The sequence below is a fragment of the Enterobacter sp. BIDMC 26 genome (assembly GCF_000534435.1).
In the GTDB taxonomy this organism is placed as follows: Bacteria; Pseudomonadota; Gammaproteobacteria; order Enterobacterales; family Enterobacteriaceae; genus Enterobacter; species Enterobacter ludwigii.
In genome coordinates, this window is sequence record NZ_KI973182.1 from 1,414,036 (window position 1) to 1,439,812 (window position 25,777).

A 25,777-nucleotide genomic window follows, 5' to 3' on the forward strand; every position below is an offset into this window, starting at 1 on the left:
CTAAACGTAGCAAACTTTCGGCGTTTCGTAGTGCTGGCATCCGTCGCGGAAACCCCTTAAAATGGCATTTAAAATACATTTTAAAAATTCAAATTAATGAATAAAAATAACAACGCTCAACAAGTGCTTAACCTGCCCGCGGGTTACTTCGGTATGGTGCTTGGCATCATTGGGATGGGCTTCGCCTGGCGATACGCCAGCACGCTCTGGCCCGTAACGCGCTGGCCGGGTGAGAGCCTGGTGGCCCTTGCGATTGTGATTTGGTTTTTGCTGACGGTGGCGTTTATCGCCCGGGCGATCCGTTTCCCGCGAAGTGTGCTGGCCGAGATGCGCCACCCGGTGATGAGCAGTTTTGTCAGCCTTTTTCCCGCCACAACGATGCTGGTCGCCATCGGTTTTGTGCCCTGGCTGCGCCCGGTGTCACTGGTGTTATTTGGCGTCGGGGTGGTGATACAGCTGGCTTATGCTGCCTGGCAAAGCGCCGGATTATGGCGCGGTAACCATCCGCAAGAGGCCACCACGCCGGGGTTATACCTGCCCACGGTGGCAAACAACTTTATCAGCGCCATGGCGTGCGGCGCGCTGGGGTTTAACGATGCCGGGCTGGTGTTTCTCGGGGCGGGCGTTTTTTCCTGGCTCAGCCTTGAGCCGGTGATTTTGCAACGACTTCGTAGCGCCGGGGAGTTGCCTTCCGCGCTGCGAACCTCGCTGGGTATTCAGCTGGCCCCCGCGCTGGTGGCCTGCAGCGCCTGGTTTAGCGTCAATGGCGGTGAGGCGGATACATTTGCCAAAATGCTGTTCGGCTACGGCCTGTTGCAACTGCTGTTTATGTTACGGCTGATGCCATGGTATTTGTCCCAGCCGTTTAACGCCTCGTTCTGGAGCTTCTCGTTTGGCGTGTCGGCCTTGGCCACCACGGGGCTTCATCTTGGGCAGAGCAGTCCGTCGGGCTTTTTTCACGCCATTGCCGTCCCACTGTTTATCTTTACCAATGTCATCATCGGGATGCTGCTGGTACGAACGTTTATCTTGCTGATACAGGGCAAACTTCTGGTGCGCACTGATAAAGCGCTGCTTATGCAATCTGAGGAACAATAATGGCTGTTGATGAAAATTACTTCACAGAGAAATATGGCTTAACCCGTACGCACTCAGAAGTGCTGTACAGCGCGGGCATTGTGAAACCGGGTAAAACGTTGGATCTGGGCTGCGGTAACGGGCGTAACAGCCTCTATCTGGCAGCCAACGGTTACGACGTGACCGCGTGGGATAAAAATCCACTGAGTATCGATAATATTGAGCGCATCAAAGCGGAAGAAGGCATCGTAAACCTGCAGACGGCAATCAAAGATCTGAACAACCTGAGCTTTGAGGGCGAATACGATTTTATTCTCTCTACCGTGGTGCTGATGTTCCTGGAAGCGAAAACCATTCCGGGCCTGATCGGCAATATGCAGCGCTGCACCAGACCCGGCGGTTATAACCTGATTGTTGCCGCGATGGACACGGCGGATTACCCGTGCACCGTCGGCTTCCCGTTTGCGTTCAAAAGCGGTGAACTGAGCAACTACTACGAGGGCTGGGCGTTGCTCAAGTACAACGAAGAGGTGGGCGAACTGCACCGCACTGACGAGAACGGTAACCGCATCAAACTGCGTTTTGCCACGCTGCTGGCGCGCAAGCCCGCTTAACGGGCGGCCAGCAGGCAGAGCTGCAGGGCCGTGTTGTATGAGGCCTCGAACGACGACAGCGGCAGAAACTCAAACTTCGAGTGGAAGTTATGCGCGCCGGTGAAGAAGTTTGGCGTGAGCAGGCCTTTTGCCGAGAGCGCTGCGCCGTCAGTACCGCCGCGCATTGGCGTCGGTTTGGGCGTGATCCCAAGGGATTCCATGGCCTCAAACATCAGGTCGATAGCGCGACGATCCTCACCAATCGCATTGCTGATATTGCTGTAGGTATCTTCAATGCGATACTCCACCTTTGCCGTAGGATGCTGCCCGGCAATCAACGCCGCGACATCGGCAATCTGCTGCTTGCGGGCGGCAAACTGTGCTTTATCAAAATCACGGATATTCGCTTTTAAGACGGCCTCGTTTTGCCCCGCCTGAATGCCGTTAAACCAGATATAGCCTTCACGCCCCTCGGTGCATTCCGGGGTTTGCTGGCGGTCAAAATGGCTGATGAAGTCTGTCGCCATCAGCAGTGGGTTAACCAGCACGCCTTTGGCGGACATGGGGTGAGCCGTTACGCCGGTAAAGCGAATTTCTGCCGCCGCGGCGTTGAAGTTCTCGTAAACAATCTCACCCAGCTCACAGCAGTCGATGGTCCAGGCAAAATCAACGTCAAAACGGTTTAGATCCAGCGCCTTCGCGCCACACAGGCCGATCTCCTCATCCGGCACAAACGCGACCACAATGTCGCCATGCTGGTGTTCTGGCGTCAGGTTTTCCAGCAGCGTCATGACCACGGTGACGGCGGCTTTATTATCTGCGCCTAATACGCTGGTCCCGTCGCTGAAAATAATCTCTTCACCCGGGTAAGCCAGAATTTCCGGATGCTCTTTTACGCGTAACCAGATTGATTTCTCTTTATTCAAACAGAGGTCTTCACCCGTAAATTTTAATATTTGTGGATGAATATCCGGTGATAAACCGACATCGACGGTATCAATATGGGTAATAAAACCGATGCGTGGCGCCCCGGCTACATTACCTTTTTTAACCGCAGTAACCGTCGCGTATTCATCAATCACAATATCGTCTAAACCCAGCTGCGCCAGCTCCTGGGCCAGCTCACGCGCCATGTCGTGCTGGCCCGGCGTAGAGGGAAGGGTGTTCACTCTGGGATCGCTCTGGCTGGTGATGGCGAGATAGCGGAAGAAGCGGTGCGTTAATTGTCTGGAGAGTGCCGAGCCCATAGTGATTCCTTCTGTATTTATTTTTCAGGTGTTTGCTACATCACTTTAATGATATTTATGAAATGGCAAAAGAATTAATTAGCCGTCGAATTAAAAAGACAGGAATAAATGATGAAAAGCAAACTCACAATGTTAACGCTGGCACTTGCTGCGCTCACGGTCAGTTCCACCGTCGCGGCAAAAACGCTGGTGTATTGCTCTGAAGGATCGCCGGAAAATTTTAATCCTCAGTTATACACGTCGGGAACCAGCGTGGATGCCAGTGCCGTGCCGGTCTATAACCGGCTGGTCGATTTCAGGGCGGGTACAACGGAACTGGTCCCGAGCCTCGCGGAAGGTTGGGAGGTGAGCGAGGACGGCAAGGTTTATACCTTCCATCTGCGTAAAGGGGTGAAATTCCAGAGTAATAAATTGTTCAGGCCGACGCGCGACTTTAACGCCGACGACGTGATTTTCTCGTTTATGCGCCAGAAGGATGTAAATCATCCCTATCACAACGTCTCTAACGGCAGCTATTCCAACTTCGAGAGCCTTGAGTTCGGTAGCCTGATCACGGCCATTGATAAAGTCGATGAGTACACCGTGCGCTTTACGCTCGCCCATCCGGAAGCGCCGTTTGTCGCCGATCTGGCGTGGTATTTCGCCTCGATCCTGTCGGCGGAGTATGCCGACGCGATGCTGAAAGCCGGCACGCCGGAAAAGGTGGATATGGACCCGATTGGCACCGGGCCGTTTAAGCTGGCGCAGTACCAGAAAGATTCGCGCATCCTGTTCACTGCGTTTCCGGAGTACTGGCAGGGCAAATCGAAGCTGGATCGACTGGTGTTTAGCATCACGCCCGATGCCTCGGTGCGTTTTGCCAAAATCGAGAAGAACGAATGTCAGGTGATGCCGTTTCCAAACCCGGCGGACCTGCCGCGCATGAAGGCTAACAAAGACATTAATCTGATGAGTAAAGCCGGGCTGAATACCGGTTTTCTGGCCTTCAATACGCAAAAACCTCCGCTGGATAACGTGAAGGTTCGCCAGGCGCTGGCAATGGCCATCAATAAGCCGGCCATTATTGACGCGGTATTCCACGGCACCGGCACGGCGGCGAAAAACCTGCTGCCACCCGGCGTCTGGAGCGCCGACAGCGAACTGAAGGATTACGACTACGATCCTGAAAAAGCGAAAGCGTTGTTGAAGGAGGCTGGTTTTGCAAACGGCATCAGCATCGATTTATGGGCGATGCCGGTTCAGCGTCCCTACAATCCGAACGCAAAACGGATGGCGGAGATGATTCAGGCCGACTGGGCGAAGGTTGGCGTCCAGACCAAAATCGTCACCTATGAATGGGGCGAGTATCTTAAGCGGGTGAAGGGCGGTGAACACCAGGCCGCGCTGATGGGCTGGACCACCGCAACCGGCGACCCGGATAACTTCTTTGGTCCGTTATTTACCTGTACTTCGGCTAACGGTGGATCTAATTCCGCCAAATGGTGCTACAAACCATTTGATAAAATTATCGCTGAAGCGAAATCGATAACCGATCATGATAAACGCGTGGCGCTGTATAAAGAGGCTCAGCAGATGATGCATGACCAGATACCGGCAGTAATGATTGCCCATTCGACGATTTTTGAACCGGTGCGCAAGGAAGTCACGGGCTATGAAATCGATCCGTTCGGCAAGCATTTGTTCTGGCAGGTTGATATTAATCAGTAGTTTTTCACTGCCCGGCGTTCAGTCGGGCAATCTTTTCGCAATTTGTGCTGCTTACATCATTTTTTGTCACAACAAACCCGCCAGACTTTTGCTATAACTTCAAATGCATACTTGCAGATAACATGGAATACCATCATGCGTACTCACACTTTTTTTAAAGTTGCAGTGCTTTCTGGTCTGTTGGCGTTAGCGGGCTGTTCGTCTAAAGTCGCCGCCCCCGAACAATATTCAGGCTTTTTAAAAGATTATTCTGGATTGCAGCAAACAACGTCCGCAACGGGTAAACCGACGCTGCGTTGGGTCGACCCGTCGTATAACGAGGCAAATTACGACAGTATTTTATGGACGCCAATCACCTATTATCCAGCGCCAAAACCAACGACCCAAATTGGTCAAAAAACGCTTGATGAGCTTCTGGCTTATACCAACACCAAAATGAAAGCGGCAATCAGCCAGCGTAAACCTGTTGTTACGACACCAGGTAAACACAGCCTGATCTTCCGCGGTGCGATTACCGGTGTGAGTTCGCAGAAAGAAGGTCTGCAGTTCTATGAAGTAGTGCCCGTCGCGTTAGTGGTTGCAGGTACGCAGATGGCAACGGGGCACCGCACCATGGATACCCATCTCTTCTTCGAAGGCGAGCTGATTGATTCGGCGACGAATAAGCCGGTCATGAAGGTCGTGCGTAAAGGCGAAGGTAAAGAGCTGGCGAACGAAAACACGCCAATGGGCTTCGCAACGTTAAAACAGGTTGTGGATGACATGGCGACAGATGCCACCATGTTTGATGTTAAGAAAACCGCGAAATAATCAAAAAGGCCTGCATTGCTGCAGGCCTTTTTTTTATGCCATACGCAAACGTCTGAACCAGGTTTCCGGTTTCGTAAACATCACCATATTCCCGCCCAGAATCAGCAGTAATCCAATGATGCCGTTGAGATGCCACACGTAACCTTCATAGACCGTGGAGATGGACAGCGCCACCAGCGGGAAGAGCAGCGTACTGTATGCCGCTTTGCCCGGGCCAATGCGTCCCACCAGCGTGAAGTAGGCACCAAAAGCGATGACCGAACCAAAAATGGCGAGATAAAGCAGCGCGCCAATGTAACTCACCGTCCATTCGGGGATAAAACTGTCACCCCGGAACAGGGCAATGCAGCCCATAATGACCGTACCGTAAAACATCGCCCAGGCGTTGGTGGTCATGGTCTCCAGCCCTTTTCGCTGGTGGCGCATGCTGATCATATTGCCCAGCGAGAACCCGTAGGTCCCCAGTGCTGAAAGACCAATCCCCGTCAGCAGGGAGGCACTCCAGCCACTCGCCAGCAGGTCGTCCCAGAAGAGGGTGATGATCCCGATAAGCCCCAGGGCCGCCGCCGTCCAGAAGCGTGCGGGTGGGCGCTGACCGAAGAAAATAAAGCTGTTGATGGCGTTATACAGTACGGCCATCGAGAAAATCACCGACTCCAGCCCGGTATTGATGTGCGCGGCGGCGGTGTAAAAACACCAGAAGTTGAAGCAAAAAACGCAGCATCCCTGCAGCATGCAAAAGAGATGATCCCGCAAGGCCAGCTTACGAAGCCGACGCAGGGCAATTAAGACGATCATGATCGTGGCGCAGGCCACGGCAAAGCGCCAGAAAATTGACACCGGGGCTGCGACTGGCCCCTGTTGCAGGAAAATGGCAATCCAGGTTGTTCCCCATATCACCACCACCAGTCCATAGAGTAATGCGTTCATTGTTGCTCTCTTCTCACATACTGAAAAGTGCAGTCTGGCGCGAGTGGCATGACATTGCTTTCACCGATTTGCGGTGGACTTGCATATTCTTGCGCTTTTTTGTGGCTGCAGATCTGGCATCGTGGCGCAACACTTCATAGACTGAGAGTCTGATTACTCACCCGTTAATAGCTATGTCTCGCGCTTACGATACCTTTGAAACGCTACGCCAGCAGAACGCCGTGCTGCGGGAAACCGTTGCGCTGAATTCCGGTATTCAACTGGCAGCCTGGTACAACAAGCACGACACGATAACCGTGAAAAGTAATCACCATACCCTCAGCCTGTACGTGGCGGACGGTTATGAGAGCTATCAAAAAACGCCGGGCGGCTGGAAAAACGGCGGCGGCCCGGACCGTTTCTGTCTGATGCCAAAAGAGAGTGAATCGACGTGGGATATTCGCGATGATCTGTCGTTTGTCCATCTCTACTGCACCGATGAGCATCTGCGTGATGTCGGGGAAAAAATCTGGGACAAGCGCCCGCTGTCCCTGACGCTGGATGAAAAGATCTTCGGCAGCGACCCGAAAATTACCGCGCTTTACCGTCAGTTTTTGCTCGGCTGCGACTGGCAGCAAAAAGCTAACCAGCTCACCCTGAGTACCGCGTCTACGCTGTTGATGACCCACCTGTTACAGAATTACTCCAGCGTGCAGTGGAAACTGCCGGTGGTGACCGGCGGGTTGTCGCCGTTTGTGCTGCGTAACGTGCTGGCGTTTATCGAAGAGAACCTTTCCCAGCCGCTAACGCTGGCGGAACTGGCCGAACAGGCCGCGCTGAGCGAGTATCATTTCGCCAGGATGTTCCGTCAGTCCATGGGGCTGGCACCGCATCAGTACGTGATGCAGCGTCGAATGGAGAAAGCCAAAGCGCTGGTGCAGCACACAACCACACCGCTCACGGATATCGCGCTGGCCTGCGGGTTTAACTCCGCCAGCCATTTCAGTAACCGCTTTCGCAGCATGATGGGCATAACGCCCTCGCAGCTACGCGCGGCGAAGGTGTGAAAAGACCGTATAACATACGCCGCCCAGCACCAGCCCCCAGAACGCAGAGCCAATACCCAGGATCGTGACGCCGCTGGCGGTCATCAGAAAGGTGACAATTGCCGCGTCGCGCTCCGTTTCGTTGTTCAGTGCCTGATACAAGCTCCCGCTGATGGTGCCCAGCAGCGCCAGGCCGGCGAGCATCTGGATCCAGCTCAGGGGAAGGGAGGCCATCAGCCCGGAAATGGATCCGCCAAAAATGCCCGCCAGCAGATAAAACCCGCCTGCGGCCATGGCGGCAAGCCAGCGTTTGCTGGCATCCGGGTGCGCATCCGGGCTCTGGCAAATCGCAGCGGTGATCGCGGCGATACAGATGGAAAAGACGCCGAGCGGGGATAACACCAGAGCCAGCCCTCCGGTGACGATCATCAGTGGTGATACGGCCAGAGGATAGCCGGAAGCCTGCATCGTGGCGAAGCCCGGCGCATTCTGGGACGCCATGGTGACCAGGAAGAAGGGCACGCCAATGCTTATCAGACTGGTTAACGTAAAGGTTGGCGCGATAAACGTGGGCATCACCACGGAAAGGGTTAACTCTTTTGTGACAACGTCACCTCCCGCCCAGGCCACCATACTGCCCACCAGCAACGTGGCGACAATGGCGTAGCGGGGGGCCAGCGCTTTGGCGAACAGCCATGCCGCCAGCATGCTGCCGCACAGTAAAAAATGCCCCTCAAGATTGCTGAACGCCTGCAGTCCAAACCTGAGCAGCACCCCGGCGAGCATAGCAGCGGCAAGGGAATGCGGGATAAGCTTCATCAGGCGAGCAAACAACCCGGTTACGCCGCACAGCAGAATGAGCGCGTTGGCAAAGATAAAAATCCCGATGGTCTCGGCAAGCGTTACCCCGTGCAGGCTGGTGGCTAACAGCGCCGCGCCGGGCGTAGACCAGGCGGTGAGTACCGGGGCTTTATACCACCAGGAAAGCGCCAGCGTGCTGACCCCCATACCTATCCCCAGGGCCGTCATCCAGCCGGCGATCTGCTGCGCGTTTGCGCCTGCGGCAGCAGCGGCTTGCCAGATAATGGCGGCGGAACTGGCATATCCCACCAGAACGGCGACAAAACCGGCGAGAACGGCAGGAAAGAGTGAGGATGAAGGGCGCATGAAGACTCCGTTGTGCGTTATAACGTCCGCCCTAAGGTAACACTGTGCGTTATAGCGTACAAGTGGTATGATCGGTCGCTTCAGGAGGGAACATGGACATCACACAACATCTTGCTTACACACTGAAAACCGAGCGTCAGGCGCGTGGCTGGAGCCTCGCCAGACTGGCGGAAGAGACCGGCGTTTCAAAGGCCATGCTCGGGCAAATCGAGCGCAATGAATCCAGCCCGACGGTATCCACGTTGTGGAAAATCGCCACGGGGCTGAACATCCCTTTTTCTGCCTTCATCACGCCGGCAGCTGACAGGCAGGCGGTATTCGACCCGGAACAGCAGGCGATGGTGGTGAAACCGTTATTCCCGTGGGATGAGACGCTAAAGTTTGACCACTTTTCGATAACCCTCGCTGCCGGTGCCCTGAGCGAATCCACGCCCCACGAGGCGGGCGTGATTGAACACGTGGTGGTGATCAGCGGCGAACTGGAGATGAACATCGATGGCGAGTGGCAGACCATTACTGCCGATTCGGGGGTGCGTTTTGCCGGGGATAAACCGCACGCCTATCGCAACAGCAGCGACCGGCCGGTGCATTTTCACTCCCTGATCCATTATCCCCGCTGAAGCGACGCAAAACTGTTTCGCTGCCGCATACTTCTGACTACAATAGCCGCCATTTTGACCATAACGGATAACGACGAAGTATGCGCCTGCAATCCCATCATCTCGAACTCTTAAGCCCGGCCCGCGACGCCTCCATCGCCCGTGAAGCGATCCTTCATGGTGCTGATGCCGTCTACATTGGTGGGCCTGGCTTTGGTGCCCGTCATAACGCCAGCAACAGCCTGAGCGATATTGCTGAACTGGTGCCGTTCGCCCATCGCTTTGGGGCGAAAGTGTTCGTGACCCTGAACACCATTCTGCATGATGATGAGCTGGAGCCTGCGCAACGTTTAATTACCGATCTCTACCAGACCGGCGTCGATGCCCTGATTGTGCAGGATATGGGCGTGCTGGAGCTGGATATTCCCCCCATTGAACTGCACGCCAGTACCCAGTGCGATATCCGCACGGTAGAGAAGGCGAAGTTTCTTTCTGATGTGGGTTTTTCCCAGATCGTGCTGGCGCGTGAGCTGAACCTGAACCAGATCCGCGATATTCACCAGGCGACCGACGCAACCATTGAATTCTTTATCCACGGCGCGCTGTGCGTCGCCTATTCTGGTCAGTGCAATATTTCCCACGCCCAGACGGGGCGCAGCGCCAACCGCGGCGACTGCTCTCAGGCATGTCGTCTGCCGTATACCCTGAAAGACGATCAGGGCCGCGTTGTGGCGTTCGAAAAACACCTGCTCTCGATGAAAGATAACGATCAGACTGCCAACCTGGGTGCGCTGATTGACGCCGGTGTGCGCTCCTTCAAGATTGAAGGGCGTTATAAAGACATGAGCTACGTGAAGAACATCACCGCTCACTATCGTCAGATGCTGGATGCCATCATTGAAGATCGCGGTGACCTGGCGCGTGCGTCGGCCGGTCGTACCGAGCATTTCTTTATTCCGTCAACGGACAAAACTTTCCACCGCGGCAGCACTGACTACTTTGTGAATGCCCGTAAAGGGGATATCGGCGCGTTTGATTCACCGAAGTTTATCGGTTTGCCGGTGGGTGAAGTGCTGAAAGTGGCAAAAGATCACCTCGACGTGGAAGTGACCGAGCCGCTGGCCAACGGCGATGGCCTGAACGTGATGATCAAGCGTGAAGTGGTGGGCTTCCGTGCGAATACGGTGGAAAAAACCGGTGAAAATCGCTATCGCGTATGGCCAAACGAGATGCCTGCGGATCTCTACAAAGCGCGCCCTAACGCGGCACTGAACCGTAACCTTGACCACAACTGGCAGCAGGCGCTGCTGAAAACCTCGAGCGAACGTCGTATCGCGGTGGACATTGAACTGGGCGGCTGGGAAGAGCAGCTGATCCTGACCATGACCTGTGAAGACGGTATCAGCGTGACGCATACGCTTGATGGCCTGTTCGAGGTGGCAAACAACGCGGAAAAAGCCCTTAACAACCTGAAGGATGGCGTGGCGAAGCTGGGGCAGACCCTTTACTACGCGCGTCATATCGACGTTAACCTGCCGGATGCCCTGTTTGTTCCGAACAGCCTGCTGAACCAGTTCCGCCGCGAGACGGCAGAAATGCTGGATGCCGCCCGCCTGGCTAACTATCCACGCGGCAGCCGCAAGGCCGAAACCGTTCCTGCGCCGGTTTACCCTGACACGCACTTGTCCTTCCTGGCGAACGTCTATAACCACAAAGCGCGTGAATTCTATCACCGTCACGGCGTACAGCTGATTGACGCAGCCTATGAAGCGCATGAAGAGAAGGGCGATGTGCCGGTGATGATCACCAAGCACTGTCTGCGCTTCGCCTTCAACCTCTGCCCGAAACAGGCGAAAGGGAATATTAAAAGCTGGAAGGCCACACCGATGCAGCTGGTGAATGGCGACGAAGTGCTGACCCTGAAATTTGACTGCCGTCCGTGCGAAATGCATGTGATTGGCAAGATGAAAAATCATATTTTCAAAATGCCGTCACCGGGTAGCGTTGTGGCCTCCGTGAGCCCGGACGATTTAATGAAAACCCTGCCGAAGCGTAAGGGTAATTAATTACCGAAAGTGCGTGTCCGGTTTGCGCGATTTCTGCCACAGGTGGTGTTCGCGCAAACCTTCCGCAGACTCTTCGGCAACGCTGCGTAATTCATCGCTATCCGCTTCATGGCGGAGCTGATGCTCCACATTCTTTACCCACACATATTCATGGCCTTTATGTCCTGCCATCAGCTGACCTGAAAATAAACCACACACCAGCAATATCAGCGTTAACCCTTTTCTCATCATTATTTCACCGTTGAATGCCATCGCGGAACTATCATGCCAATAATTTCGTCGGGAAATTATTCAAAAATTCAAATTAGCGCAAAGAGAGTGTCAAATTCTGTGCGGCGACAGCTGGGATGAGACTTTTCCTAAAATTAGCATCAAGTTTGTTAACCGCCAATTCTGGTACGTAATTAGCCACTAGCTTTAAGGATAAATCCTATATAATGGTTAAACTCTGGCTAAGGAATGGGTCTTGTTAAATGAAAAAAATGATAGCGCTTGCGCTGCTGGTGGTTGCTGTTGGGGCGGGTGCAGGTATTTACTCTATTAGTAATGACGAACCAGAATATATTCAGTCCGCGAAAGCGCGTGTTGGGTCATATTTAACCAGCGATTACGGACGCGTGGCCTGTAATAGCACCAAAATTGATGACCAGCGCTGGCAATTAGGCTGCACCAATCAGGCAAGAGGTAAAACATTCGAGTTTGCGGTTTATCCGTCTGAAAAAGCACCGTATGGTGTGTCGCGTTCGTTTTATCTGGAAGCCATCAATGATGATGCAAAACAGAGCGCGGAGCAGGGTCTGATGCGTTATTTGCAAATCAATACCAAAGCGGGTTAATCAGGCTGTTTACCTTTCATTGAGACTATGGATGTTAGTTTGTAAGAGATCCGCTGCCCGGCCATGGAGTGTCGGGACGTAGAGACCAAAATACAAATCTATCCATGCAAGCATTTACCGCCATATTATGGCGGTTTTTTTTGTCTGCAATCCGGCCACTAGCGGTCAGGACGCGAATAGTGTTTGCGATACTGGGCCGGTGAAAGGGCGAACTGCTGCCGAAAATGGTGACGCAGGGTCGATGCCTGACCGAATCCGGTCTGCTCCGCGATGCTGTCGATACTTAAACGACTGCTTTCCAGATAATCTTTTGCCCTCAGCAGGCGCTCATTGAGCAGCCAGCGCGCGGGCGTGGTGCCGGTCGCATCCTGAAAGCGGCGCAGAAAGGTGCGTTGACTCATGCCGACCCGACGCGCCAGTGAATCAACGCTGTGCGATACGGCAAGATGGGTGTGCAGAAAATCAAACAGCTGACCGAGACGCTGACTTTCGCGCAGTTGCGCCACCGGGCGGCTTAGCTGCTGCGGCTGTGAGCCATCCCGGTGCGGGGGAATGACCAGACGACGCGCTACGGTGTTGGCGATTTCCATCCCATAATCCCGCCGGACTACGTGTAGGCATAAATCGATACCTGCCGCGCTGCCCGCCGAGGTGAGAATGTCGCCGTCGTCCTGATAAAGTACATCTTCAACCACTTCGATGGCCGGGTAACGGGCCTTAAGCGCCTCAATATAGCGCCAGTGCGTTGTGGCTTTACGCCCATCCAGCAGCCCGGCAGCGGCAAAAACAAACACGCCGGAACAGATCGACAAAAGCTGGCATCCCCGCGCATTGGCCTTACGTAATGCCGCGCAGAGCGCGGGCGGAACCGGTGAATCCAGTCCTCGCCAGCCGGGCACAACGATCAGGTCGGCCGTCTCAAGCAGGGTTAAATCGCCGTCGGTGATGAGGCGAATCCCGCCGGTCGCCCGAAGTTCACCGCTGTCTACGCCCGCGACGGCAAAACGATACCATTCGTCTCCCAGCTCCGGACGCGGCAGACCAAAGATTTCCACTGCCACGCCAAACTCAAAGGTACACAAACCGTCATACGCCAGCACAATGACCTGAGGGCGGGAAATCTGTCTTAAGTTTGTCATCTTTTTGCTGTTTTCTGGCATAAGCGAGCGCATTCACGGGCTGAATTTGTGGATAGAGTAGTGTTAACACAAACGCCAAAGATGAGGAAGGATCATGAGTTATGTTACTGAATTTCCGGCTGCTGAACCCCAGGAAGCCGTTACCCATTTTCTGCGCCGCCTGAGCGTCGAGACCGATTGCGCCGATGTGCATCATGCCATCACGAATCATGAACAGGATTTCGTCCTGCTGCACGTCGTCGGGAGCCCGCAGCAGTTCGCCCGCCGTCACGTTCCCGGTGCGCTACATATGCCGTGGCGTCAGATCACCGCCGAACGCATGGCCCAGTGGCCTGACGGCACGCTGTTTGTGGTCTATTGCGCCGGGCCTCACTGCAACGGTGCGGACAGAGCCGCGCTGAAGCTGGCGCGTCTGGGGCTGCCGGTGAAAATTATGCTCGGCGGGATCACCGGCTGGGAAGATGAAAAGTTTGAGTTTGCGAGCCAGGAATCGCTCTCCGCACTGTGAAGATGAATTTTTTTCAACACCCGTGAAATTTTCTCGTTTGCCGGCTGGCGGCAGGTATGACATCTTTTTTGGACATTTAGACATCCAGAAGTCTAAAGATTCAAATAATGAATTATCACTGCAGGCAATTATTGTCGGCAGATAAAGGAGATTTCCATGCAACGACACCATGCCCCATACCGCGCCGATGTAGTCGGCAGCTTTTTACGTCCGGATGCCATCAAACAGGCTCGCCTGAAATTCGCCAGCGGCGAAATTGATGCCGGGCAGCTACGTGCGGTTGAGGATGAGGCGATCCGCCATGTTGTCGAGCAGCAGTGCGCCTGTGGGTTGCATGTGGTGACTGACGGTGAATTTCGTCGTGCCTGGTGGCACTTTGATTTCTTCGACGGTCTGCAGGGTGTTGAGCGTTACGATTCTCAGCAGGGTATTCAGTTCAACGGTGTTCAGACTAAAGCCCACGGCGTGCGCGTGACCGGCAAGCTGGGCTTTGGCGATCACCCGATGCTGGCGGATTTCCGCTACCTGAAAAGCATTAGCGGCAATGCTCAGCCGAAGATGACCATTCCCAGCCCGAGCGTGCTGCATTTCCGCGGTGGGCGCAAAGACATTGATGCAACGGTCTACCCGGATCTGAAGGACTATTTTGACGATCTGGCGACCACCTGGCGGGACGCGATCCGGGCGTTTTACGACGCGGGCTGCCGTTATCTGCAGCTGGATGACACCGTCTGGGCCTATCTCTGTTCGGACGAACAACGTCGTCAGATCCAGGAACGTGGTGACGATGCCGACGAGCTGGCGCGTATATATGCCCGCGTTCTGAATAAGGCTCTGGAGGGCAAGCCGGACGATCTCACCATCGGGCTGCATGTCTGTCGCGGCAACTTCCGTTCAACCTGGATTTCCGAAGGGGGCTATGAGCCGGTGGCTGAAGTGCTGTTCGGGACGGTCAACGTGGATGCTTTTTTCCTTGAGTACGACAATGACCGGAGCGGTGATTTTGCACCACTGCGTTTTGTTCGCCCGGGCAAGCAGCAGGTGGTGCTCGGTCTTATCACCACTAAAAATGGCGAGCTGGAGAACCCTGAAGGGGTGAAGGCGCGTCTGGAGGAGGCGGCGAAATACGTGGCTAAAGAGCAGATTTGCCTGAGCCCGCAGTGCGGATTTGCCTCTACCGAAGAGGGCAACAGCCTGAGTGAAACCCAGCAGTGGGACAAAGTCCGCCTGGTGACGCAGATCGCCAGCGAAGTCTGGTAAACCTTCCGCCACAGCGCTGCATTATAAAAGTGCAGCGCTGTACCATTCTGAGTCGTTCTTTTTACATCCTTCGTTACCTCTCCTGTCATAGCGCTTTATCCATCCTGGCATTCTTTTTGCTCTCTCTAAGCTGACGTTTTTATTTTCTGCGTCCACGCCGTAACGGACGCCTTTGCACAGCTTTCTTTTTCAGGAGTGAAAATATGCACCGTCGTACCTTATTAAAAGCCTTCGCATTGTCCGCGTCTGTCGTAGCTATGGGGATGAGTTTTGGCGCTCAGGCGGCCGATACCATCAAGGTGGGGATCATGCATTCCCTTTCCGGCACGATGGCGATTTCTGAAACGCCGCTTAAAGATGTTGCGCTGATGACCATCGATGAGATCAACGCCAAAGGGGGCGTGCTGGGTAAGAAGCTGGAACCGGTAGTGGTTGACCCGGCCTCGAACTGGCCGCTGTTTGCCGAAAAAGCGCGCCAGCTGTTGAGCCAGGACAAAGTAGCGGTGGTGTTTGGTTGCTGGACGTCGGTGTCGCGTAAATCGGTGCTGCCGGTGTTTGAGGAGCTGAACGGACTGCTGTTCTACCCGGTGCAGTATGAGGGTGAAGAGATGTCACCTAACGTCTTCTATACCGGTGCCGCGCCAAACCAGCAGGCTATCCCGGCGGTGGAGTACCTGATGAGTGAAGACGGAGGCAGCGCGAAACGCTTCTTCCTGTTAGGCACCGATTACGTTTATCCCCGCACCACGAACAAAATCTTGCGTGCTTTCCTGCATTCGAAAGGGGTGGAAGATAAAGACATTGAAGAGGTATACACCCCGTTTGGTCACAGCGATTACCAGACAATCGTTTCCAGTATCAAAAAATTCTCTGCCGGAGGGAAAACCGCGGTGGTTTCCACCATCAACGGCGACTCCAACGTTCCGTTCTATAAAGAGCTGGCTAACCAGGGCCTGAAAGCTACCGATGTTCCGGTTGTGGCCTTCTCCGTGGGAGAAGAGGAGCTGCGCGGGATCGACACCAAACCGCTGGTGGGCAACCTGGCGGCGTGGAACTACTTTGAGTCCGTTGATAACCCGACCAACCAGGCGTTTGTGGCGGATTACAAAGCGTATGCCAGGGCACACAAATTGCCGAACGCCGACACCGTGGTCACCAACGACCCGATGGAAGCCACCTACGTCGGGATCCACATGTGGGCGCAGGCGGTTGAAAAAGCAGGTACCACCGACGTCGATAAAGTTCGGGCGGCAATGGCCGGTCAGTCCTTCAAGGCACCTTCAGGCTTTACGCTCACCATGGATGCCACCAACCACCATCTGCATAAGCCGGTCATGATTGGCGAAATTGAAGGTAACGGCCAGTTTAATGTGGTCTGGCAGACGGAACAGCCGGTGCGCGCCCAGCCGTGGAGTCCCTTCATTGCCGGTAATGACAAAAAGCCCGATCAGCCGATGAAAACCGCCAGCAACTAAGTTATCACCGCAGGGAGAAAAGTCATGAACGCCATACGCACGATCATCGCTATTGTGTGGCTTACCGGACTGCTGCCAGGGATGGTGCAGGCATCGGATGCCGACCAATTCGTGGCCGCCAGTCGTAGCCAGCAGGCAGAACTGTTGACGCAGTGGGCAACCGCGCCGGAGGCGGCACGGTTGCCGCTGCTCCAGGCGCTGCAGAGTGAAAGTCTCTACACCGACAGCCAGAAACATGCGTTTGCACAACGCCAGGGGGCAATGGTTCCCTTGGGTGAAACAAAAGCCGCAGCAGGCCAAACCAAAGCCGTGCGTCTGACCAACCGGCTGCGCAATCTGGTGGCGACGGCAATGGCAACCCATCAGCTCGTGAGTGACAGTGTCACGGAAAGGCGTGCGGCAGCCCGTCAACTCCAGCGGGATGCGCAGCCTGAAATGCTCGATTTCCTGCAAAAACGGGTGAGCAGCGAAACGGATGATGTGGCCCGTCAGTCGCTGAAGCTGGCGCTGGCGAACCTCCAGCTGGCAAGTCCGCAGGCTGCGGTGCGCCTGAACGCTGTGGCGCTGTTAGGGCAATCAGACGATCCGGACGTCCAGTCCCGGCTGACGCCGTATACGCAGGCAGCATCGGAGCCGGATGCCGGCGTACGTGCCGCCGCTGCCGAAAGTCTGAAACAGATTGAGCATCGCCTGATGTGGGGCGATCTGCTTGGTCAGGCGTTTATGGGGCTCTCGCTGGGGTCGGTACTGTTGCTCGCCGCGCTGGGGCTGGCAATTACCTACGGCCTGCTGGGGGTGATTAACATGGCCCACGGGGAGATGCTGATGCTGGGCGCGTACGCCACCTGGATGGTTCAGCAGGTGATGGCCGGGCTCGCCCCACAGTGGCTGGCGCTCTACCCGATCGTTGCGCTGCCGGTGGCGTTTCTTGTGACCGCCAGCATCGGGATGGTGCTTGAGCGTACCGTTATTCGTCATTTGTATGGCCGACCGCTGGAAACGCTGCTGGCGACATGGGGTATTAGCCTGATGATTATTCAGCTGGTACGCATGACGTTTGGCGCCCAGAACCTGGAGGTGGCAAACCCGGCATGGCTGTCCGGTGGCGTGCAGGTGTTTGCCAATCTGACGCTACCGTGGAACCGCATTGTGGTACTGGGTTTTGTGCTGCTGGTGCTGTTTTTCACGTGGCTCATTCTGAACAAAACCCGTCTTGGACTGAACGTGCGCGCAGTGACCCAAAATCGCAGCATGGCAGCCTGCTGCGGGGTACCGACAGGTCGCGTCGATATGCTGGCCTTTGGGCTTGGCTCGGGGATTGCGGGTCTGGGGGGCGTGGCGTTATCGCAGTTAGGCAACGTTGGGCCAGAACTGGGCCAGGGTTACATCATCGACTCGTTCCTGGTGGTGGTGCTTGGCGGGGTGGGTCAACTGGCAGGTAGCGTGGCCGCGGCGTTTGGGCTGGGGATCTTTAATAAAATTCTCGAACCGCAAATGGGGGCGGTATTGGGCAAAATCCTGATCCTGGTGGCGATTATTCTGTTTATTCAGAAACGTCCGCAGGGGTTATTCGCACTGAAAGGGAGGGTTACTGACTGATGAGCCAGCCGCTTACCTTAACGCTGGCGCGCAAAGCGCCACGCACGACGCAGATAGCCGGTAGCCTGATCGTGGCCTGCCTGCTGATTTTACCGTTTTTCGCCTTACTGCCCGCGACGCATCCGCTGGCGATTTCGACCTGGATGCTCACGCTCACGGGTAAGATCCTCTGCTATGCCATCGTCGCCGTGGCGCTCGATCTGGTGTGGGGCTATGCCGGAATGCTCTCCCTGGGCCACGGTATCTTCTTCGCGCTGGGCGGCTATGCGATGGGCATGTACCTGATGCGCCAGGCAGCGGGTGACGGGCTGCCCGCGTTTATGTCGTTTCTCTCCTGGAGCGAACTGCCATGGTTCTGGTGGGGGACGCAGCACTTTGTCTGGGCACTGGTATTAATTGTGATGGTGCCGGGGCTGCTGGCGCTGGTGTTTGGCTGGTTTGCCTTTCGCTCAAAAATCAAAGGGGTCTATTTTTCGATCATGACCCAGGCGCTGACGTACGCGGGGATGTTGCTGTTCTTTCGCAATGAAACCGGCTTTGGCGGGAATAACGGCTTTACCGGTTTTACCACGCTGCTTGGGTTTTCCGTTACCGCGACCACCACCCGTATCGCGCTGTTTCTGGCTACCGTGATGCTGTTGCTGATAGCGCTGGGCACAGGCTTCGCGCTGGCGAAAAGTAAGTTCGGTCGCATTCTGACCGCGGTGCGTGACGCCGAAAACCGCCTGACGTTTTGCGGGTACGATCCCCGCGGTTTCAAGCTGCTGGTGTGGACACTTTCAGCCGTACTCTGCGGTCTGGCCGGTGCACTGTATGTGCCGCAGGTGGGCATTATCAACCCGGGTGAAATGTCGCCAACCAACTCAATTGAAGCGGCCATCTGGGTTGCGCTGGGGGGGCGCGGCACGCTGGTCGGCCCGGTGATAGGCGCGGCGCTGGTGAACGGTGCGAAGAGCGTCTTTACCGTCGCCCTGCCGGAATACTGGCAGCTGTTTCTGGGACTGATTTTCATCGCCGTGACGCTGTTTTTACCGCGCGGTGTCTACGGTCTGTTTCGTAAGGGAGAACACTAATGCAGCCAGCCGAAGGATTATTTACCCGCCAGTTACCCGGGGATCGCTATCGCGACCAGACCGATCCGGTGCTGCAGCTTGAAGCCATCAACGTGAATTTTGATGGTTTTCAGGCACTGACGGACCTCTCACTGAACATTGGCGTGGGTGAATTGCGCTGCGTGATTGGCCCCAACGGTGCGGGAAAAACGACATTAATGGACGTGATTACCGGCAAAACGCGGCCTAAAAGCGGCAGAGCGCTGTACGATCAGTCCATCGATCTGACGGCGCTCGAACCCGCCGAGATTGCCCGCCGGGGCATCGGACGTAAGTTCCAGAAGCCCACGGTCTTTGAAGCGCTCACGGTGTGGGAAAACCTTGAGATTGCGATGAAAACCGACAAATCCGTCTGGGCGAGCCTGCGGGCCAGACTCAACGGCGAGCAGCGGGATCGTATTGACGAGATGCTGCTCTTGCTGCGGCTTGGCGGTGAGCGCGATCGCCGCGCCGGGCTGCTTTCGCACGGGCAAAAGCAGTTTCTGGAGATTGGCATGCTGCTGGTGCAGGACCCGCATCTGCTGTTGCTGGATGAACCGGCGGCCGGAATGACCGACGCGGAGACCGACTATACGGCTGAGCTGTTCAGAACCCTTGCGGGCAAACACTCCCTGATGGTGGTCGAGCATGATATGGGCTTTGTCGAAACCATTGCCGACCACGTGACGGTGCTGCACCAGGGACGCGTGCTGGCGGAGGGGTCACTTCGCCAGGTACAGGCGAATGAGCAGGTCATAGAAGTCTATCTGGGACGCTAAGGAGCCGTCATGTTACAGGTGAACGAACTGAATCAGTATTACGGCGGCAGTCATATTCTGCGCGGGGTCAGTTTTGAAGCGGCGACCGGTGAAGTGACCTGCCTGCTGGGCCGCAACGGGGTGGGGAAAACCACGCTGCTCAAGTGTCTGATGGGCCTGATCCCGGTAAAAACAGGCGACATTATCTGGCAGGGAAAAAAAATCACCCACAGCAAGCCGCACCAGCGCGTGCAGTCGGGTGTGGCCTATGTTCCGCAGGGGCGTGAGATTTTTCCACGCTTAACGGTCGAAGAGAATCTGTTGCTCGGGCTGTCACGCTTCCCCGCCCGCGACGCAAAGCGCGTCCCGGAGGATATCTGGCAGTTGTTCCCGGTGCTTAAAGAGATGAAGCATCGTCGTGGAGGCGATCTCTCCGGCGGTCAGCAGCAACAGCTGGCGATTGGTCGCGCCCTGGCGAGCCGGCCACAGCTGTTAATCCTCGATGAACCCACGGAAGGTATTCAGCCGTCGGTAATCAAAGAGATAGGCCTGGTGATCCGCAAGCTGGCGGACAGAGGGGATATGGCAATCCTGCTCGTAGAGCAGTTTTACGATTTCGCCGCTGAACTTGCCGACAGCTATCTGCTGATGTCGCGCGGGACCATCATTCAGCGTGGACGGGGCGATACAATGGAACAAGAGGGCGTTCGCGGACTGGTTGCGATTTGAAATGTTATATTATAACATCCTCATTCTTATAAAACGGAGTGAGGAGTTTGTTTTGGCTGCACATATTGGCAAATTTGCAATGACTCTGGGGGCGCTGCTGGTAAGCGGTCAGCTGTTTGCCCATTCGCATGGACATCAGATGACGGAAGCGGAACAGAAGGCGGCGAACGGCGTCTTTGAGGATAAAGACGTCAAAGACAGAAAGCTGTCTGACTGGGATGGGACATGGCAATCCGTCTATCCGTTTTTGCTCGATGGCGCGCTGGATCCGGTTTTTAAACAGAAAGCGCAGAAGGACAAAAAATCCTTCGACGAGGTGAAAGCCTACTATCGCACAGGGTATGCGACGGACGTTGAGGCTATCGGCATCGAAAACAACGTGATGGAATTCCACAAAGGTAAGGCTATCAGTCGCTGCCAGTATGATTACAGCGGCTATAAGATCCTGACTTATGCATCAGGTAAGAAAGGGGTTCGCTATCTGTTCGAGTGTAAAGATCCGGACAGCAAGACGCCGAAGTTTGTCCAGTTCAGCGACCATACTATCGCCCCAAAAGCCTCTTCCCATTTCCATATCTTTATGGGCAACACCTCCCACGAGGCGCTGCTAAAAGAGATGGATAACTGGCCGACGTACTACCCGAACGAAATGTACAAACAGCAGGTGGTAGACGAGATGCTGCACCATTAATGGCCTGCCCGATGCCGGGTGGGCGTCATGCCGCCCGGCGTCGAGGACTTAAGCCACTTTCGGCATTTCGCACCACGCCTTCACGCTCATCCCACGCAAAATCATCAGCCAGGCAATCACGATGGCAACCATCATGATCGCAAACAGTGACCAGTGCGGCAGGTTGGTAAGGATAATACCGGTGATCATCGGGTTTGCCGCCGCCCCAAGCCAGCCCAGCGCCTGGGCAGAGAAGTAACTCGCTTTCATACCCGGCGGGGCAATATTGTCGATCAGCATATATTCGCCCGGTGCATAGATAATCTCACCCAGCGTAAACACCGCTGCCGCAATGCCCCAGTAGACCAGGTTTTCCCCGGAGAGCATAAAACCGCCCAGACCCAGGACGAAGAAGAGTGTTCCCACCGTCATCAGCGGACGTATATTGGTGGCGGAGATCTTGCGACCGATAACATATTGCAGGGTGACGACCACCGCAGCATTCACCGGCAGCACCACGGCGACCACGTTTTGCGCAAAGTTGCTGTCGGCATTCGCAGCCAGCACGTACTGCGAAATACAGCTGGCGAATGACCCGCCCACATACGACGCCAGCAGGCCGGAAAGGGTGTACCAGAAGAGGGCGCGGTCTTTAAGCAGTACTGACGGTTGCCACGGCATTTTCTCTTCGGTGGCATCGAGCGCAACGCTTTTTTGCACAAAGAAATGGATAAAACCGAGCGGCAGTGCGGCACAAAAAGCGGCCAGCCAGAACGGCAACTGCAGGCTGTACATCACCAGCAAGGTGCCCACCGGCGGCCCGATCGTCCAGCCAATGTTCAGGAAGCTATAGTTTAGCGAGAAAACGCGCGCTTTTTGGCTCGAGGTCAGCACATCGGCAAACCAGGCCTTAAGCACCGTTGAAAATACCGAATAGGCGCAGTTAATCAGGGAAAAGAAGAGCACCACCAGCGTGACGTTATCCACCAGCGGGATAGCAACAAACCCGGCAATAAAGGCGACGATAGAAATCAGCATGTAGCGCTTTTTATCAAACTTATCGGCGAGGATGCCAAACCCCATACTGAATACCACACCGACGGTAAGCGCAATGGTCAGGGCATAACCAATATTCTCAACGCTCATATTAAATACGCGCGTGAGATAGATGGTCATAAACGGCAGCGTTGCCCCACGACCAATGGTTAATAATAACGACGACGCCAGCAGCGCTGCGGTTGAGCGCCTGAGTGATGGTTTCATATTCCTGCCTGACAATTGCGTTTGGTTTTTTGAGCCGCAGAGATTCTGGCCGCGCTTGCTCGCCGCCAACCTGCAACGTGTATTATTTTAGGTATATATCAGGAGTATCACGACATAAGGGGCTTGTATAGCACCTAATTTATCCGTAAGTGCTTCAGTTGACTGCCAGAAATAATGATCTTCTCGTGGCATGTTTTTTTCGTTACCTTGAAGTGTTTACAAAAATTTAATCATTCAGGGGCAGAGTATGACGCGAAAAGACGGGCTGCTGGCGTTGCTGGTGGTCATCGTATGGGGTCTGAATTTTGTGGTCATCAAGCTTGGGTTGCATAACATGCCCCCACTCATGCTGGCCGGTTTGCGTTTTCTGCTGGTGGCCTTCCCGGCGCTCTTCTTTGTCGCGCGCCCGAAAATTCCGTTCAGACTCTTACTGGGATACGGCCTGACCATCAGCTTTGGCCAGTTCGCGTTTCTGTTCTGCGCCATTAAGTTCGGGATGCCCGCCGGTCTGGCTTCTCTGGTGTTACAGGCTCAGGCGTTCTTTACCATCATTCTCGGGGCGTTTGTCTTTGGCGAGCGTCTGCAGGGTAAACAGCTGGCGGGGATCACCCTTGCGGTGTTCGGCGTGCTGGTGCTGATAGAAGCCAGCCTGAACGGGCAGCACGTGGCGTTACTGGGCTTTATGTTAACGCTGGCGGCGGGGTTGAGCTGGGCCTGCGGGAATATCTTCAACAAGCTGATTATGCAGCATGAGGCGCGCCCGAAGGTGATGTCGCTGGTGGTCTGGAGCGCCTTGATCCCCATTGTTCCGTTTATGGTTGCGGCGCTCATTTTTGATGGGCCAGACGTGATGCTGAAAAGCCTGGTGGAAATCGATCTCACCACCATTTTATCGCTGATCTACCTGGCGTTTGTGGCCACCATTATTGGTTACGGGATCTGGGGATCGCTGCTGGGTCGCTACGAAACCTGGCGCGTGGCGCCGTTATCCCTGCTGGTTCCGGTGGTAGGGTTGGCCAGCGCCGCGCTGTTGCTCGATGAAAAGCTGAGTGCGCTGCAGCTGCTGGGGGCCGTGCTGATCATGGCCGGGCTGTACATCAACGTGTTTGGTTTGCGCGTGCGTCGGGTAACGCGGGCAAGAGGGTAGGCATAAAAAAACCCCGCATCCGCGGGGCAAAAACGAATCAGAAGCTGTGCTGATTATAATAAGGCACGCCTAACTCGTCGGATTTGTCACTACCAGCACCCATGTGGTTGAAGTCATAAGGTGACTGGTCATGTGCTGACGGCAAAATCATCGTGTCACGATTATTTTGCTGCGTTGCACGAGGGGTTTGCTCCGCGAAGGTCTGGCTGGAAAACAGCACCAGCAAGGCGAGGGCGGCGGAGGCTGTAACTTTCATGATTTCCTCGGTTACGTCTTTACAGGCGATGATTAACTACAATGTTTTAGTGGATACAGGTATCGGGATTCACCCGGCACGCTGGTAATACGGTATTTGTGAGGCGGCACGTCGAAGTAGTTCTTAAACGTACGCGTCAGGGTTTGCTGTGATTCAAAACCGTAACGTTCCGCCAGATAGAGGATCGGCTCATTGCTTTCTTTCAGCTTCTGGGCAATTTCCGTCAGCTTGCGGCTGCGAATATATTGACCTAATGAATGGCCGGTCTCTTTTTTGAACATCCGTTGCAGGTGCCATTTGGAGTAACCTGAACGCTCTGACACTTTTTCAAGGGAGAGCGGCGATTCCAGGTTATCTTCGATCCAGTCCAAAATGCTATGAATAGTAATAGCGTCAGTATTGCGTCTGGACATCGTCATACCTCTTTTTCTGTTTACGGCAGTATTTTCTTAAGCAAAAGCTCAAGCGTTGCCACTTCATCTGCCGTTAAGTTTTTTGTTAGTTCCTGATGCAGTGTTTGTCCTACTAGTTGATGACATTGCTCGCACATAGCCGCGCCATCGCTGGTGAGTTTCACCAGGACGCCGCGTTTGTCATTCGGGTTAGGGCTTCGTTCTATCCATCCTTTGCAAACGAGACGATCGAGCATGCGGGTTAGCGCACCCAGATCGACAGAGAGCACCTTTTTCAGCTCAACCGGCGTGATACACACTTCGCAGCGAATGGAGCACAGCACTTTGAACTGCGTGGCGGTGATATCCAGCGGTGACAGATAGTCATTGAGCAGGCGATCTTTTTTCTGGTTAACCATATGAATAAGACGACCCAGCGGAATAATGTCGTTAAAGAGATCACTGGTGCTTTTCACAATGGTTGCCCTGGCAAGTAGTTTAGTCACGGCAGATATTATTGCTCAGGCAAGTATAAGTCAACTGAATGGATCAGCGGATGCCACGAATTGCTAAAACGTTTCATGAACTTTTTTTGCATGCTTTCAATTCAAATAGATAACGAAGGGTTATCGTTAATGACCGTAAATAATCGTTACGTTGAGCGAATGGCTGAACGTCACACTTTCACCTTATAATTGCGGTGATAAACATGGATAAGGACAACGACGCACTATGTTGGATTTGATTAAAGCAATTGGTCTGGGGCTGGTGGTATTGCTGCCGTTGGCTAACCCGCTAACGACGGTTGCGCTCTTCCTGGGGCTGGCAGGGAACATGAACAGCGCCGAGCGTAACCATCAGTCGATGATGGCCTCGGTCTATGTGTTTGCCATCATGATGGTGGCTTACTACGCCGGACAGCTGGTGATGAACACCTTCGGAATCTCCATCCCGGGTCTGCGTATTGCCGGCGGACTGATTGTTGCCTTCATCGGGTTCCGTATGCTGTTCCCTGCGCAGAAAGCGCATGAGTCACCTGAGGCCAAAAGCAAATCCGAAGAGCTGGAAACCGAGCCCAGCGCGAATATTGCTTTTGTCCCACTGGCGATGCCCAGTACGGCGGGGCCAGGAACGATTGCGATGATCATCAGCTCCGCGTCAACGGTGCGGGATGGTTCGACCTTCCCGGACTGGGTCATCACGGTTGCGCCCCCGCTGATTTTTGCACTGATTGGTATCATCGTATGGGCATCCTTGCGCAGTTCAGGCGCGATCATGCGCTGGGTCGGTAAGGGCGGTATTGAGGCGATTTCCCGCCTGATGGGCTTCTTACTGGTGTGTATGGGCGTGCAGTTTATTATCAACGGTGTGCTGGAGATTATTAAGACGTACCATTAATCACCCGCCCGGTAATGCAAAACGGCAACCTCGGT

27 protein-coding genes are annotated in these 25,777 nt (G+C 54.8%); 18 read left to right on the plus strand and 9 right to left on the minus strand.

Translation table 11 applies throughout. From position 1 onward, the window contains the following. The first annotated feature begins 96 nt into the window (after nt 1-96). Together tehA and tehB are read left to right on the plus strand one after the other, a co-directional pair. The gene (gene tehA / locus L462_RS16620; protein WP_032678132.1) at nt 97-1,098 is read left to right on the plus strand and encodes a dicarboxylate transporter/tellurite-resistance protein TehA; all 1,002 of its coding nucleotides are present in this window, start codon (nt 97-99) and stop codon (nt 1,096-1,098) included. Continuing rightward, nucleotides 1,098-1,691, plus strand: a complete 594-nt coding sequence (tehB, locus tag L462_RS16615) for a tellurite resistance methyltransferase TehB (RefSeq protein ID WP_032678133.1) — start codon at nt 1,098-1,100, stop codon at nt 1,689-1,691. The genes tehA and tehB overlap by 1 nt, the downstream gene beginning before the upstream one ends. Here tehB and pepT read toward each other — a convergent pair. Further along, nucleotides 1,688-2,917 (minus strand): peptidase T, encoded by a 1,230-nt coding sequence (pepT, locus tag L462_RS16610; protein WP_020884177.1) that lies wholly within the window; start codon nt 2,915-2,917, stop codon nt 1,688-1,690. The genes tehB and pepT overlap by 4 nt on opposite strands. A 111-nt stretch (nt 2,918-3,028) precedes the next feature. On the opposite strand from pepT, the gene L462_RS16605 reads away from it, so the two are divergent. Both L462_RS16605 and L462_RS16600 read left to right on the plus strand, forming a co-directional pair. Continuing rightward, nucleotides 3,029-4,624, plus strand: a complete 1,596-nt coding sequence (locus tag L462_RS16605) for an ABC transporter substrate-binding protein (protein WP_032678134.1) — start codon at nt 3,029-3,031, stop codon at nt 4,622-4,624. 135 nt (nt 4,625-4,759) lie between these two features. After that, nucleotides 4,760-5,434: a DUF3313 domain-containing protein gene (locus tag L462_RS16600; RefSeq protein ID WP_020884175.1), complete on the plus strand. Its 675-nt coding sequence runs from the start codon at nt 4,760-4,762 to the stop codon at nt 5,432-5,434. Nucleotides 5,435-5,467: 33 nt separating this feature from the next. Here the strand turns inward: L462_RS16600 and L462_RS16595 are convergent, their stop codons facing one another. Continuing rightward, nucleotides 5,468-6,364 (minus strand): DMT family transporter, encoded by an 897-nt coding sequence (locus tag L462_RS16595; RefSeq protein ID WP_014170023.1) that lies wholly within the window; start codon nt 6,362-6,364, stop codon nt 5,468-5,470. A 173-nt stretch (nt 6,365-6,537) separates the two neighbouring features. Here L462_RS16595 and L462_RS16590 point away from each other — a divergent pair, with 173 nt between their 5' ends. Then, the gene (locus L462_RS16590) at nt 6,538-7,410 is read left to right on the plus strand and encodes a helix-turn-helix domain-containing protein (protein ID WP_025204220.1); all 873 of its coding nucleotides are present in this window, start codon (nt 6,538-6,540) and stop codon (nt 7,408-7,410) included. Here L462_RS16590 and L462_RS16585 read toward each other — a convergent pair. After that, nucleotides 7,390-8,556: a benzoate/H(+) symporter BenE family transporter gene (locus tag L462_RS16585; RefSeq protein WP_020884173.1), complete on the minus strand. Its 1,167-nt coding sequence runs from the start codon at nt 8,554-8,556 to the stop codon at nt 7,390-7,392. The two genes, L462_RS16590 and L462_RS16585, sit on opposite strands and share 21 nt — an antisense overlap. A gap of 92 nt (nt 8,557-8,648) precedes the next feature. Here L462_RS16585 and L462_RS16580 point away from each other — a divergent pair, with 92 nt between their 5' ends. Continuing rightward, entirely contained in the window at nt 8,649-9,176 is a 528-nt protein-coding gene (locus L462_RS16580; protein ID WP_014170026.1) for a helix-turn-helix domain-containing protein, read from the plus strand. Between the two features lie 80 nt (nt 9,177-9,256). Then, entirely contained in the window at nt 9,257-11,221 is a 1,965-nt protein-coding gene (locus L462_RS16575; protein WP_014170027.1) for a peptidase U32 family protein, read from the plus strand. On the opposite strand, the gene L462_RS16570 is transcribed toward L462_RS16575, so the two are convergent. Beyond that, nucleotides 11,222-11,452 (minus strand): DUF2554 family protein, encoded by a 231-nt coding sequence (locus tag L462_RS16570; RefSeq protein ID WP_025204219.1) that lies wholly within the window; start codon nt 11,450-11,452, stop codon nt 11,222-11,224. 242 nt (nt 11,453-11,694) lie between these two features. Here L462_RS16570 and L462_RS16565 point away from each other — a divergent pair, with 242 nt between their 5' ends. Continuing rightward, the gene (locus L462_RS16565) at nt 11,695-12,057 is read left to right on the plus strand and encodes a hypothetical protein (RefSeq protein WP_020884170.1); all 363 of its coding nucleotides are present in this window, start codon (nt 11,695-11,697) and stop codon (nt 12,055-12,057) included. A gap of 158 nt (nt 12,058-12,215) precedes the next feature. Here L462_RS16565 and ftrA read toward each other — a convergent pair whose 3' ends face one another. Continuing rightward, the gene (ftrA, locus tag L462_RS16560) at nt 12,216-13,217 is read right to left on the minus strand and encodes a transcriptional regulator FtrA (RefSeq protein ID WP_032678135.1); all 1,002 of its coding nucleotides are present in this window, start codon (nt 13,215-13,217) and stop codon (nt 12,216-12,218) included. A gap of 73 nt (nt 13,218-13,290) precedes the next feature. Between ftrA and L462_RS16555 the strand changes: the two genes are divergently transcribed. The 8 genes from L462_RS16555 (at nt 13,291) to zinT (ending at nt 21,307) form a co-directional block, all read left to right on the plus strand. Continuing rightward, entirely contained in the window at nt 13,291-13,704 is a 414-nt protein-coding gene (locus L462_RS16555) for a rhodanese-like domain-containing protein (RefSeq protein WP_025204217.1), read from the plus strand. A 156-nt stretch (nt 13,705-13,860) separates the two neighbouring features. Further along, on the plus strand, nt 13,861-14,964 hold the full coding sequence (locus tag L462_RS16550; RefSeq protein ID WP_032678136.1) for a cobalamin-independent methionine synthase II family protein: 1,104 nt from the start codon (nt 13,861-13,863) through the stop codon (nt 14,962-14,964). 203 nt (nt 14,965-15,167) lie between these two features. Then, entirely contained in the window at nt 15,168-16,439 is a 1,272-nt protein-coding gene (gene urtA, locus L462_RS16545) for an urea ABC transporter substrate-binding protein (RefSeq protein ID WP_020884166.1), read from the plus strand. Between the two features lie 24 nt (nt 16,440-16,463). Beyond that, the gene (gene urtB / locus L462_RS16540) at nt 16,464-18,038 is read left to right on the plus strand and encodes an urea ABC transporter permease subunit UrtB (protein ID WP_032678137.1); all 1,575 of its coding nucleotides are present in this window, start codon (nt 16,464-16,466) and stop codon (nt 18,036-18,038) included. Beyond that, nucleotides 18,038-19,111 (plus strand): urea ABC transporter permease subunit UrtC, encoded by a 1,074-nt coding sequence (urtC, locus tag L462_RS16535; protein WP_032678138.1) that lies wholly within the window; start codon nt 18,038-18,040, stop codon nt 19,109-19,111. Before urtB ends, urtC begins: the two co-directional genes overlap by 1 nt. Continuing rightward, nucleotides 19,111-19,908, plus strand: coding sequence for an urea ABC transporter ATP-binding protein UrtD (gene urtD, locus L462_RS16530; protein ID WP_032678139.1), 798 nt, complete (start codon nt 19,111-19,113; stop codon nt 19,906-19,908). The genes urtC and urtD overlap by 1 nt, the downstream gene beginning before the upstream one ends. Nucleotides 19,909-19,917: 9 nt before the next feature. Further along, nucleotides 19,918-20,616: an urea ABC transporter ATP-binding subunit UrtE gene (gene urtE / locus L462_RS16525; protein ID WP_014170038.1), complete on the plus strand. Its 699-nt coding sequence runs from the start codon at nt 19,918-19,920 to the stop codon at nt 20,614-20,616. Between the two features lie 52 nt (nt 20,617-20,668). Continuing rightward, entirely contained in the window at nt 20,669-21,307 is a 639-nt protein-coding gene (gene zinT / locus L462_RS16520) for a metal-binding protein ZinT (protein WP_032679682.1), read from the plus strand. A 48-nt stretch (nt 21,308-21,355) separates the two neighbouring features. Here the strand turns inward: zinT and ydeE are convergent, their stop codons facing one another. Beyond that, nucleotides 21,356-22,549 carry an efflux MFS transporter YdeE gene (gene ydeE / locus L462_RS16515; RefSeq protein ID WP_025204210.1) on the minus strand — a complete coding sequence of 398 codons (1,194 nt, stop codon included), beginning with the start codon at nt 22,547-22,549 and terminating at the stop codon, nt 21,356-21,358. A 247-nt stretch (nt 22,550-22,796) separates the two neighbouring features. On the opposite strand from ydeE, the gene eamA reads away from it, so the two are divergent. Next, the gene (gene eamA / locus L462_RS16510; protein WP_020884160.1) at nt 22,797-23,696 is read left to right on the plus strand and encodes an O-acetylserine/cysteine exporter; all 900 of its coding nucleotides are present in this window, start codon (nt 22,797-22,799) and stop codon (nt 23,694-23,696) included. 37 nt (nt 23,697-23,733) lie between these two features. Here eamA and marB read toward each other — a convergent pair whose 3' ends face one another. The 3 genes from marB to marR are packed head-to-tail and all read right to left on the minus strand — an operon-like array spanning nt 23,734 to nt 24,820. Then, nucleotides 23,734-23,952 carry a multiple antibiotic resistance protein MarB gene (gene marB / locus L462_RS16505; protein WP_014170042.1) on the minus strand — a complete coding sequence of 73 codons (219 nt, stop codon included), beginning with the start codon at nt 23,950-23,952 and terminating at the stop codon, nt 23,734-23,736. Nucleotides 23,953-23,984: 32 nt separating this feature from the next. Continuing rightward, nucleotides 23,985-24,365, minus strand: a complete 381-nt coding sequence (marA, locus tag L462_RS16500; protein ID WP_008502237.1) for an MDR efflux pump AcrAB transcriptional activator MarA — start codon at nt 24,363-24,365, stop codon at nt 23,985-23,987. 20 nt (nt 24,366-24,385) lie between these two features. Continuing rightward, entirely contained in the window at nt 24,386-24,820 is a 435-nt protein-coding gene (gene marR / locus L462_RS16495; protein ID WP_020884159.1) for a multiple antibiotic resistance transcriptional regulator MarR, read from the minus strand. A 256-nt stretch (nt 24,821-25,076) separates the two neighbouring features. Here marR and L462_RS16490 point away from each other — a divergent pair, with 256 nt between their 5' ends. Continuing rightward, on the plus strand, nt 25,077-25,742 hold the full coding sequence (locus L462_RS16490; protein WP_014170045.1) for a MarC family NAAT transporter: 666 nt from the start codon (nt 25,077-25,079) through the stop codon (nt 25,740-25,742). Nucleotides 25,743-25,777: the final 35 nt, after the last annotated feature.